Origin of the sequence: Nocardioides sp. NPDC057577, from assembly GCF_042801335.1 — a bacterium.
Taxonomy (GTDB): domain Bacteria; phylum Actinomycetota; class Actinomycetes; order Propionibacteriales; family Nocardioidaceae; genus Nocardioides.
On record NZ_JBHVGB010000025.1, the window covers coordinates 39595 to 49859 of the forward strand.

A 10265-nucleotide genomic window follows, 5' to 3' on the forward strand; every position below is an offset into this window, starting at 1 on the left:
ATCGCTAGAAGGGGCGGATGTCGGCAACCTTCCAGGTCTCGCCGCTGCGGCGCAGCTCCACGACGACACGGCTCTGCGCGACGACCATCGGCGCCTCGTTCTCGGTCTGCTTGCTGGCCACCAGCACCTGGTCGACGAAGACCAGCGTGGTCACCTTGCTCTCGCCCGCGCTGAGGACACCGCCACCACGGACGACCGCCCTGGTCACCGCCTGCTTGTCCTTCGCGAGCTTGCCGACGGTCTCGTCGTAGGTCCCCGCGAACTCCGCGGCGAAGGCCGGCGTCATCTGGGCGGTCGCCTTCGCGCGGCTCTGGTCGAGGGTGCGGTAGTCGTAGGTCAGCGCCGCGGGCAGGGCCTCGACGGCCACCTCGAGTGCGCCCTGCGCGGTCGGCACCGTGCCGGCCCGGTAGCCGTCCTTCGAGGTCACCGGGCGAACCGGGTCGTCCGCGGGTGCGCCGAGCAGCTGCCAGGCGAGCAGGCCCGCGGCGACGAGGACCAGGGCGGCCAGCGCGGCGTGGAGGCGGTTGGCGCCGAGCGTGGACCGCAGCGATCCGAGGTCGAGGCGGCGGGCCTCCTCGACCGTCCGGTCCGAGGTCTCTTCCGGGGTCTCCTCAGGAGTCTCCTCAGGGGTTTCCGGAGCAGTCTCCTGCGTGGTCTCGCTCATCCGATCTGCTCCAGTCCCGACACCTTCCAGGCGCCATCGTCCTGCTTCGTCAGCCGCACCCGGGTGCGGTAGCGCGAGTCGCTCGACTCGCTCTTCGAGGTCGAGTGCACGTCGACGGCGACGAGCACCTGGGCCGAGGTCCGCGACAGATACTCCAGCGCGGCGCCGTCACCGGGCACCGTCGCCTTCACGACCATCTTGTTCGTGGTGACGCTCTCGACGATGGCGGAGCGCTTGGCGGCGTACTCCTTCTTGAACGTGCCCGTCGAGAGCGCCACGACCGCGTCGACGTCCTTGCCGGGGTCGGCGTGGTTCAGGCTGAAGAACCCGGTCACGGCCTGCTGGGCGACCACGCGTGCGGCCCTGCCGTCCTCGTCGGTCGTGGCTCGGATCCTGACCACGACGTTGGCGGCGACCAGCAGCACCAGCGCGAGCGCCAGCACCCCGGTCACGATCTTTCGCGTGCTCATCGTTCTCCTCTCATGGCGCCGGTCAGAAGCCAACCGAGCCGGTCGCCCGCCGCGGACGGCGGCGCGGACGTGTCCATCCGCACCGTCCCGTCAGGGGTCGCGACGGTGTGGGTGGTGGGGTCGTAGAGCGCGATCTGCGGCGCCGAGGAACCCTGGGTGGAGTGCTGCCGTTCGACCCGTGGCGTCGCCGGGACCTCGACGTTCTGGGAACCGCGTACGTCGGGAGCGACCGGATCGGTCGGGTCGACCGTGCACCGTGCCTCGAGATTGGGATCGGCATCCTTCTCCTGCGGCGGCCCGTCGCCCTCGAGCGGGGTGCCGTCGGGCAGGTAGCGGGTGGTGCCCTCGTAGCCCTCGGTGCACGGGAAGTAGGACTGGCCGCCCCGACGGCCGGGGACCTCGGGGAGCTGCAGCCCCACGTAGGCCGAGTAGAGCGGTCGACCGTGCTGGTCGTAGTGGCACGAGCTCTTCACCGGCTCGGCCGTCTTCGGGTCGATCTCGTCGCAGTAGCGGAACACGGCCGAGACCGACTCCTGGATCCACGGCAGCATGACCAGCAGCTTGCGGACCGACGGCAGCCGCGCATCGAGCATCTCCACGGTGTGGAGCGTGTCGTCGAGGAGCAACGCGATGGCCGAGGAATTGGCGGAGAGCAGACCGTTGAGCTCGGTGCCGGCGCGTACGCCCTGGGTGAACACCTCGCCGATCTCCGGATCGATCGCCTCGAGCTGGGAGAGCAGCCCGGCGATCTGCTCGAGGAACATGCTCGTGGTCGGTGCCAGGTCGGCCTGGGTGTCGAGGACGGTGCGGGCGTTGTCGATCAGCGAGTTGATCTCCTCGACGTTGTCGAGGGCGACCTTGGAGATCTCGGCGGAGTCGTCCAGGATCTGCTCGGTGGCCGGTCCCGAACCGCCCGAGAGGCCGGTCGAGAGCTCGTCGAGCACCGTGCCGAGGTCGTCGGGATCGACCGAGCTCATCAGCGCGTCGACGTGCTCGAGCAGCGTCGCGGTGTCGACCGGCGTCTGGGTCGCCGCCACCGGGATCACGTCACCGGCCCGGAGATGGGGGGCGCCGGCACGGGTGGGGGTCAGCTCGACATACTGCTCCCCGATCGCCGATTTCACCCGGATCCGGGCCTCGACCGCTCGGGGGATCTGCACACCCTCCTCGACCGCCATGACCACGGTGGTCCCGGTGCCTGGGCCGGGCCTGAGCTCGGTGACCTCGCCGACCTTGGCGCCGAGCAGCTCGACGTTGGCCCGCGGGTAGACACCACCCGAGCCGGCGAACTCCGCCGAGACCTCGTAGGGCGGGGAGACGAGGTGGCCCGCGTCGAGATAGCGCACCGCTCCGTAGCCGATCGCCAGCACGGAGACCAGCACGAAGGCGGTCAGCTGGACCCGGGTCACGCGCCTCATGGGGTGCCTCCGCCCAGCATGCCGCCGAGGATGCCCTCGAGGTCCATGGGCGGCGCGGAGCCGAGCAGATCGCCCAGCGGGAGCTCGGCCAGCGGGTCCGGACCTTCCTTCTGCTGCGTCGCGCCGTCCCCGTCCTCGGCGTCCTTCGCCGTCTCGGCCGCCAGCGAGCCGGCCTGGGGCATCAGCAGCTGGTTGAGGAGGTCGACGTCGACCACGATGTTGGCGAGCGCCCCGCCGTAGTCGCCCTTCATCACCGCCATCGTGTTGGTCGGGAAGGGGAACGTGCTGAGCCGCTCGATCATCATCGCCAGGTCGTTTCCGCTGCTGGCCAGCGACTCCATGACCGGTACGAGCCTCTCCAGGTCGGCGACGGTGGCTCGCTTGCTCCGGTCGATCACGCTGGTCGCCCGCTCGGAGAGGTCCTGCACGGCGACCAGGGTGCTGACCACCTGGGGTCGCTCCTGCTCCAGCACCCGCAGCCCGGCGGGGACCGAGTCGATCGCGGCCGCGATCGCCCTGCGCTGCTCGGCCAGCCGGGCCGCGAACCGGTCGAGCGAGTCCAGCGTCCTCACCAGGGTGGCGCGGTTGGTGTCCATCGTGGCGACGAACCGCTCGAGCGCCTTCAGTGTCGCCGGGACATCGGTGCCGGCGAGCACCGCGTTCAGCTCGTCGACGATCGAGGCGACCTTGCCGAGGTTGCCTCCGTTGAGCACCTGGGAGAGGGCGCTGAGCACCACCTCGACGTTCGGGCTGATGTGGGTGGCGGCCTCCTCGATGGTGGCGCCGGCGGCGAGCACGCCACGCTCCTCCTCGCCCGCGGGCGGCTCGAGGGCGACGTACTTCTCCCCCAACAGGCTGGTCTCGGCCAGCGTCGGGGAGAGGTTGGCGGGCAGCTTCACCGACCTTCGCACCCGGCACACCACGTGTGCGCGCAGGTCCTTGCCCAGGGTGACCGACTCGACCGACCCGACGATCGCGTCGTTCATCCGGCAGGTCTCGTTGGGCACCAGGTTGTTGGCGTCGGCGAAGACCACCGTCACCGGATAGGTGTCGTCGCCGTGGACCGCACCGGGCAGCGGCAGATCCTGTACGCCGGTGAAGGAGCATCCGCTCATCGCGAGCGACCCGGCGGCGAGCGCGATGGTCAGCCTTCTCATTCGACGCCTCCGGTCAACAGACCCGGCAGGGTGGTGGTCCGGCCGCCGGAGAGCTGCAGGATCCCGTCGGGTGATGCGTGCACGAGCATGTCGAGCACCTTTCCGATGTCCCCGCCCGCGGAGCGCAACGCGCCGCAGATCCCCGCGAGCTGCACCTTCAGGTCGGCCGGGAACTCGGCGCAGATCGTGTCGAAGACCGTGGCCAGGGTGACGTCGAGGCTGTCGAGGAGGTTGGCCCGCAGCACCAGCGACCCGGCCCGCGCGGCCGGGTCGAGCTTGGTGACGTCCTCGATCTTCGAGTTGATCGGGACGAACGACTCGATCAGGTTCGACAGCCCCGCGGGGGTCAGGCTGAGCACCTCGCCGACCTCGGCGCTGTGGTCGTCGACCTGGTCCACGACCGCGGTCAGGTCGGCGATGGTCCGGTCGAGATTGCCACGGTTGCCGTGCACGAAGTCGGCGAGCGCCCGCAGCGCCAGCCGCAGCTGGACGACGGCCGCCTTGATGTCGCCGCGCTGGCCGTTGAGCTGCACACCGATGGTGGCCAGCGCGGTGACGACCGCCCGGATCTCCTCGTCGCTGCCGGCCAGGGTCTTGGTGGTGGTGTCCAGGTTGGTCACGGTCGCGGACGCGTCGTCGCTGCTGGTCGCGAGCGTGTCGAGCGCGGCGGCCAGCTCGGTCACCGTCTCGCGGTAGAGCTCACCGTTGCCGTCGAGCGCTTCCGCGGAGGAGGCGAGCAGGTCCGAGAGCGCACCGTCCCGGTTGGCCCCGTCCGGCCCGAGCCCGACCGCGAGCTCGTCCAGTCCCTCGAAGGTGTCGTCGAGCTCGAGCGGCACCCCGGAGCGTTCGACGCCGAGCCGGGAGTCGTCGGGCAGCACCGGCCCGTCGAGGTAGGCCGGCGCCAGCTGCACGAACCGGTCACCGACCAGCGAGGGCGGCACGATCATCGCGTGCACGTCCTTCGGCAGGAGTACGTCCCGGTCGTAGGTCATCGTGACCGCGACCTCGGTGCCGTCGACCTCGATCCGGGTGACCCTGCCGACCTTGACGCCGAGGACCTTGACCGCGGCGCCCTCGTAGAGGCTGGTGGTGCGGCTGAACATCACCGTCAGGCGACGTTCCCGCTCGTGCAGGTCGAGCACCGTGGCGCCGGCCGCGACGAGCAGGATCGCCACCACCAGCGCCATCCAGATCCTGAAGGTTCTCATCGGCTCACCTCTTCACCGCGGGTCCGGCCGGCAGGCACGGCTGGCCGGACTGGTTGAGGGCCTCGTTGACCCCGCTCAGCAGCCCGCCGACCAGGTCGCCCAGGTCGCCGGCGTCGGGCTGCAGGCACACCGCGGCGCCCTGGGGCAGCCCGACGGTCGCGTCCAGCCAGCGCCCGGTGCCGGCAACGCCCATGAAGGAGCGGGCGTAGGCGAGGCTGTTCTCGAAGATCGCGTCGAGCTGCTCGCGGTTGGCCCGCAGCACCTGGAGCACCGCGTCCAGCTTGGCCAGGGTGGGCTCGAGCAGCTTCTCGTTCTCGGTGATCACCGCGCGCGCCTGGGTGGCCAGCAGCTTGGTGCCGGCGATGAGCTGGTCGAGCACCTCACGACGCTCCTCGAGCATCTGCAGGACCTGCGCGGAGCTGGCCAGCAGCTCCTGGAGATCCTGGTCGCGGGCGGCGACCACGCCGGAGACGGTCCTGGTGTTCTCGAAGAGCTCGCGGATCTTCTCGTCGCGCGAGCTGATCGCCTGGGAGATGTCGGTCAGCGACCTCAGCGTCGGCTCCAGCTGGGGCGCGGCCCGGTCGAGCACCGTGGCCAGCGCCGCGAAGGCCTCGGCCATCTTGGCCGAGTCGAGCTCGGCCGTCTTCCTCCCGAGCTCGTCGAGCGTGGGGACGATGTCGACCGGGGTCGAGGTGCGCGCCAGCGGGATGGTGCCGCCGTCCTGCAGCGGCTCTCCGTGGGTGCGCAGGCTGACGTAGTGCTGGCCGAGCAGGGTCTTGATCTCGATCCGGGCCGTGCTCTGCTCGCCCACCTCGATGTCGGCGACCTCGAAGCCGACCAGCACCTTGCCTCTGCCGAGGCTGATGTCGGTGATCGTGCCGACCTTCACCCCGGCCACCCGGACGTCCTCGCCCTCGACGAGTCCGGAGGCGTCGGCGAACTCCGCGGTGTAGGTCGTGGTGCCACCGCTGACCAGCGGCAGCCGCTGCCAGTTCATGACCGTGACGAAAGCGAGCGCGATGGCGAGCGTGCCGAGCAGGGCGAAGCGTACGAGGTCCTTGTCCGAGCGTGTCCGGTTCACAGCTCACCCCCACCGCAGACCGTGTCGCGTTCGTTGGCCGAGACCGACGGGCTGCTCAGGTTGATCACTTGCCCGTCCAGCAGCGTGATCTGCAGGCCGATCTGGCAGGCGAAGAAGTTGAACCAGGAGCCGTGCGAGGCCGCCCGGTTGGCCGCGCGCAGCTTGATCGGCGCGCGATCGAGCGACTTGTCGAGGATGTCGCGGTCGTCGTTGAGCTGGGCAGCCAGGTCGCTGAGCGGGACGAGGTTGTCGTGCAGCGGGCTGCGTACGTCACGCAGCAGCGCCCCGCCCGTGGTCAGCAGCTCCGCGGTGTCGGTGAGCGAGGCGCTGATCGTGTCCTTGTCGGCGGCCAGGCCGGCCATCAGCTGCTTGAACTCCACGATCAGCGCGGTCAGGTTGGCGTCGCGCTCGCCGACCGTGGTGAGCACGGTGTTGAGGTTGTCGATGACCCGGTCGATGACCTGCTGGCGGTCGGCGATCGTGCTGGTCAGCGACTCCAGGTGGGTCATCAGCGAGGTGATCCGCCCGGCCTCGCCCTGGAAGGCGCGCACCAGCTCCAGGCTCAGCTGGTTGACCTTCTCCGGGTCGATCGCGCGGAACAGCGGCTGGAAGCCGTTGAACAGGTCGGTCAGGTTGAGCGCCGGGGTGGTGTGATCGACCCCGTAGGTGCCCTCGGGCGGCATCATGACGCCGGAGCCGGGCTCGGCGGCGATCGAGAGATAGCGCTGGCCGAGCAGGTTCTCGTAGCGGAGCTGGAGCCGCGCCGCGGCGTACATCGGGATCTCCTCGTCCACCTCGAAGATCACCCTCGCCAGGTCGTCCCCGTCGAGCTCGACGCCCTGCACCGAGCCGACGTCGACACCTGCGAAACGCACCCGGTCCCCGTGCTGTACGCCGGTGGCGTCGGTGAACAGCCCGACATAGGTGTGGGTGGTGCGGAAGCTGATGTTGCCGATCGTCACCGCGAGCAGGCCCAGCAGGACCGCGCACACCGCGGCGAAGCCGAGCAGCTTGACCGCGGAGGCCGGCAGCGGGCTCCTCCTCATGGCAGGTCCACCTCTCCGTCGGAGACCAAGGGGGTCAGCAGCATCCCGGCGTAGCCGGGCACCTCGTCCTGCGGCGTGCTGGTCAGCGAGGCGGCCATCGCCCGGGCCAGCGCCTCACGCGCCCGGGCGACCGCCGCGTCGGTCATCGCGGCGCTCTCGCGCTCGCCGGCCGGCGGGGTCTGGGCGCTTCCCGCCTCGTCGGTCCCGCGAGCCTCGTCCAGGTCGAGCACGACGCCGGGGAGCAGCTGGGAGTAGGGACCGTGGTTCCGCATCGCCAGCACCGCGTCGGTGAACTCCGGGCAATGCGGCTCCCAGCCCGGGTAGATCGCGGGCAGCCTACTGTCGTGAGCGGTCGACGACGGGTTGGTCGGAAGGTCGTCGGGGTAGGTGTAGGGCGCCTGGTCGGTGAGCATGTCGATGGTCAGGCTGACGTAGGGGCCACGCGAGCCCATCACCTCGTTGGCGAGGGTGTCGACGATCCGCGTGCCGGTGATCGTGCACCCGAGCACCGAGGAGTACTCCTCCAGCAGCTCGGTCACCGGCTCGAGGCGCCCGCTCACCTTCACCAGCGTGTCCCCGCTGGTGTCGAGAAGGTCCGAGGTCTGCTTTGAGACGCCCGTGACCTGGTCGAGCATCTGGTCGAAGGTGCGCTGTCTCGGCACGAGCAGGTCCTGGCTCAGGCCGGCGGCCGAGGTGAGGATCGTGCCGAGATCGTCGGCGCCCTCGGCGTAGACGTCGGCGGTGCGACCGAGCGAGCGCAGGTCCGCCACCAGCGTGGGTAGGTGGGGGTCGACCTGCTCCAGGAACTCGCGGGTCCGGTCGAGCGTGGCAGCGATCTGCCCGCCGCGGCCGTGGAGCACCTCGGCGATCACCGACAGCACCGTGGACAGCTTCGCCGGGTCGACCGCCGCCAGGATGGGCTCCAGCCGGCTGAACAGGTCGCTGACCTCGACCGCGACCTGGGAGACACGCAGCTCCTGGCCCGACCTCAGCCGCCGCGGACCGGGGTCGGGCGAGCCGACCAGGTCGACGAACTTGTCGCCGAAGAGGGTCTTCGGCACCACCCGCGGGGACACGCTCGCCGGGATGAGGGCGAGCTTGTCCTTCTCGATGGCCAGGTCGACGCGTACGCCGTCGGGCCGGGGGTGCACCGCCGAGACCTGACCGACGAGGACGCCTTGGAACTTCACGTCCGACTGCGGGTTCAGCCCGAGCCCGGCCCGAGCCGCGACCAGGGTGACCTCCGCGGTGCGCTGCCAGGGCATCGCCTTGCGGTAGATGCCGACGCACAGCGTGACCAGCAGCGCCAGGACGAGGCAGTAGACCACGCCGTACGCCGCTCGGCGACCGATCCGCGACATCACCTCACCCCGCGATCCGGACGGTGGTGGTCGACCCCCACAGCGCCAGGCTGAGGAAGAAGTCGGTCACCACGATCATCACCAGCGAGAGCCGCACCGCGCGCCCGACCGCGACCCCGACCCCGGCGGGGCCGCCGGTCGCGTTGAAGCCGTAGAAGCAGCAGATCAGCGTCATGACGAGCGTGAAGACGATGACCTTGCCGAAGGAGTAGAGGATGTCGATCGGCGGCAGGAACAGGTCGAAGTAGTGGTCGTAGGTGCCGACGGTGAGCTCGTAGTAGTGCACCGAGACGGCCTGGGTGGCCGCGTACGTCCCCATCAACCCGATCAGGTACAGCGGGATCACGGCGAGCAGCGCGGCGACGATCCGGGTGCTGATCAGGTAGCGGACCGAGTGGATCGCCATCACCTCGATGGCGTCGATCTCCTCGCTGATCCGCATCGCGCCCAGCTGCGCGGTGAACCCGGCGCCGACCGTGGCGACCAGGGCGTTCGCGGCGACCAGCGGCGCCACCTCGCGGGTGTTGAAGTAGGCGGAGAGAAAGCCGACGTACGGCTGGATCCCGACCTGCTTCAGCCCCTGGTAGCCCACCAGCCCGACGACGCTGCCGACCGCGAGCACCTCGAAGATGATGATGCCGACCGTGCCGGCGACCAGGACGAGCGCGCCGCGGCCGAAGCTCACCTCGGCGAGCTGGCGCAGCACCTCCTTGCGGTGGCGGACCAGGGTCAGCGGTACGCCGGCGAGTGCACGTCCGAAGAAGACCACCTGGTCCCCCAGGCCGGCGAAGGCCTCGACGCCGGCACTCACAGCTCGTCTGGTGGACGCCATCACATGCCCTTCGGCGGGACGATCTGGTAGTAGAGCAGCGTCATCGCGGCATTGACGATGAAGAGCAGCACGAACGAGACCACCACCGACTGGTTGACCCCGTCGCCGACGCCCTGCGGCCCGGACTTGGCGTTGATCCCCTGATAGCAGGCGACCGTGCCCGTGATCAGCCCGAAGACGAACGCCTTGAACTCCCCGATCCACAGGTCGGCGAGCTGGGAGAGGGTGGTGAAGGAGTGGATGTAGGCCCCGGGCGACCCACCCTGCACGAGTACGTTGAACGCGTAGCCGCCGCCGACCCCGACCGTCGTCGCGACCGCGTTGAGGAGCGTGGCCACCACCGCGAGTGCGACCACGCGCGGCACCACCAGACGGCGGATGGTGTTGATGCCCAGCACCTCCATCGCGTCGATCTCCTCACGGATCGTGCGCGCGCCCAGATCGGCGGCGACGGCCGTGCCCGCGGCGCCGGCCACCACGAGCACCGTGACCACCGGAGCGGCCTGCTGCACGATCCCGAGGACCGCGACCGACCCGGTGAACGACTGCGCCCCGAGCTGGGCGAACAGCGACCCGATGTGAAGCGAGAGAACCGCCCCGAACGGCACGGTGATCACCGCCGTCGGCAGCAGCGAGACGCGCACCGCGAACCAGGCCTGGTCGAAGAAATCCCGCGTCGCGAAGCCGCCGCGGAACAGCTCGCGCAGGACGTCCCAGGCGAAGGCGAAGTAGGCACCGACCGGCACCATCACACGCGTGGCGGCAACCGCTGGCTGCAGGCTCACGAGGGCCTCCTGCGTTGGGGGACGGTGCTTGTTGGCAAACTGACAACGAGAGAGGTGCACGAAAGTAACGCACGTCACGCCGATCCGTCGAGAGCACTAAGTAAATCGTGATTCACACGCTTGGTCGCTCCTCGGAAACGCGTCAGCCGTCCCGGGACAGCAGGAGGCCCCCCCACCAGGGGGGCGCCCGGCCCCCCCCCAACGGTCTGCACATGCCAGCCACACCAGGAGCGCCATGGCGGT

At 70.0% G+C, this 10265-nt stretch carries 10 protein-coding genes; all 10 read right to left on the minus strand.

Annotated features, from left to right (window positions below; translation table 11 throughout):
• Positions 1-4: 4 nt before the first annotated feature.
• The 10 genes from ACFU7D_RS07950 to ACFU7D_RS07995 are packed head-to-tail and all read right to left on the minus strand — an operon-like array spanning position 5 to position 9986.
• Positions 5-664 carry a hypothetical protein gene (locus tag ACFU7D_RS07950; RefSeq protein WP_378865459.1) on the minus strand — a complete coding sequence of 220 codons (660 nt, stop codon included), beginning with the start codon at positions 662-664 and terminating at the stop codon, positions 5-7.
• A complete protein-coding gene (locus tag ACFU7D_RS07955) occupies positions 661-1134 on the minus strand; it encodes a hypothetical protein (RefSeq protein ID WP_378724011.1) in 474 nt (157 codons plus the stop codon). Before ACFU7D_RS07955 ends, ACFU7D_RS07950 begins: the two co-directional genes overlap by 4 nt.
• Positions 1131-2552, minus strand: coding sequence for an MCE family protein (locus ACFU7D_RS07960; RefSeq protein WP_378865462.1), 1422 nt, complete (start codon positions 2550-2552; stop codon positions 1131-1133). Before ACFU7D_RS07960 ends, ACFU7D_RS07955 begins: the two co-directional genes overlap by 4 nt.
• Positions 2549-3709 (minus strand): MCE family protein, encoded by a 1161-nt coding sequence (locus tag ACFU7D_RS07965; RefSeq protein WP_378865465.1) that lies wholly within the window; start codon positions 3707-3709, stop codon positions 2549-2551. The genes ACFU7D_RS07960 and ACFU7D_RS07965 overlap by 4 nt, the downstream gene beginning before the upstream one ends.
• Entirely contained in the window at positions 3706-4917 is a 1212-nt protein-coding gene (locus ACFU7D_RS07970; RefSeq protein ID WP_378865468.1) for an MCE family protein, read from the minus strand. Before ACFU7D_RS07970 ends, ACFU7D_RS07965 begins: the two co-directional genes overlap by 4 nt.
• Positions 4918-4921: 4 nt before the next feature.
• Complete coding sequence (locus ACFU7D_RS07975; RefSeq protein ID WP_378724003.1) at positions 4922-5998, minus strand: MCE family protein; 1077 nt, start codon at positions 5996-5998, stop codon at positions 4922-4924.
• On the minus strand, positions 5995-7044 hold the full coding sequence (locus ACFU7D_RS07980; protein WP_378865471.1) for an MCE family protein: 1050 nt from the start codon (positions 7042-7044) through the stop codon (positions 5995-5997). The genes ACFU7D_RS07975 and ACFU7D_RS07980 overlap by 4 nt, the downstream gene beginning before the upstream one ends.
• Entirely contained in the window at positions 7041-8405 is a 1365-nt protein-coding gene (locus tag ACFU7D_RS07985) for an MCE family protein (protein WP_378865473.1), read from the minus strand. The genes ACFU7D_RS07980 and ACFU7D_RS07985 overlap by 4 nt, the downstream gene beginning before the upstream one ends.
• A 4-nt stretch (positions 8406-8409) precedes the next feature.
• Positions 8410-9237, minus strand: coding sequence for an MlaE family ABC transporter permease (locus ACFU7D_RS07990; protein WP_378865476.1), 828 nt, complete (start codon positions 9235-9237; stop codon positions 8410-8412).
• Positions 9237-9986, minus strand: coding sequence for an MlaE family ABC transporter permease (locus tag ACFU7D_RS07995; protein WP_378865482.1), 750 nt, complete (start codon positions 9984-9986; stop codon positions 9237-9239). Before ACFU7D_RS07995 ends, ACFU7D_RS07990 begins: the two co-directional genes overlap by 1 nt.
• Between the last annotated feature and the right edge of the window lie 279 nt (positions 9987-10265).

Bases quoted from the DNA above. Each gene is read 5' to 3' on its own strand.
- ACFU7D_RS07965 (WP_378865465.1), bottom strand. From the start codon at position 3,709: ATGAGAAGGCTGACCATCGCGCTCGCCGCCGGGTCGCTCGCGATGAGC.
- ACFU7D_RS07980 (WP_378865471.1), bottom strand. From the start codon at position 7,044: ATGAGGAGGAGCCCGCTGCCGGCCTCCGCGGTCAAGCTGCTCGGCTTC.
- ACFU7D_RS07995 (WP_378865482.1), bottom strand. From the start codon at position 9,986: ATGGTGCCGGTCGGTGCCTACTTCGCCTTCGCCTGGGACGTCCTGCGC.
- ACFU7D_RS07990 (WP_378865476.1), bottom strand. From the start codon at position 9,237: ATGGCGTCCACCAGACGAGCTGTGAGTGCCGGCGTCGAGGCCTTCGCC.
- ACFU7D_RS07955 (WP_378724011.1), bottom strand. From the start codon at position 1,134: ATGAGCACGCGAAAGATCGTGACCGGGGTGCTGGCGCTCGCGCTGGTG.
- ACFU7D_RS07960 (WP_378865462.1), bottom strand. From the start codon at position 2,552: ATGAGGCGCGTGACCCGGGTCCAGCTGACCGCCTTCGTGCTGGTCTCC.
- ACFU7D_RS07970 (WP_378865468.1), bottom strand. From the start codon at position 4,917: ATGAGAACCTTCAGGATCTGGATGGCGCTGGTGGTGGCGATCCTGCTC.
- ACFU7D_RS07985 (WP_378865473.1), bottom strand. From the start codon at position 8,405: ATGTCGCGGATCGGTCGCCGAGCGGCGTACGGCGTGGTCTACTGCCTC.
- ACFU7D_RS07950 (WP_378865459.1), bottom strand. From the start codon at position 664: ATGAGCGAGACCACGCAGGAGACTGCTCCGGAAACCCCTGAGGAGACT.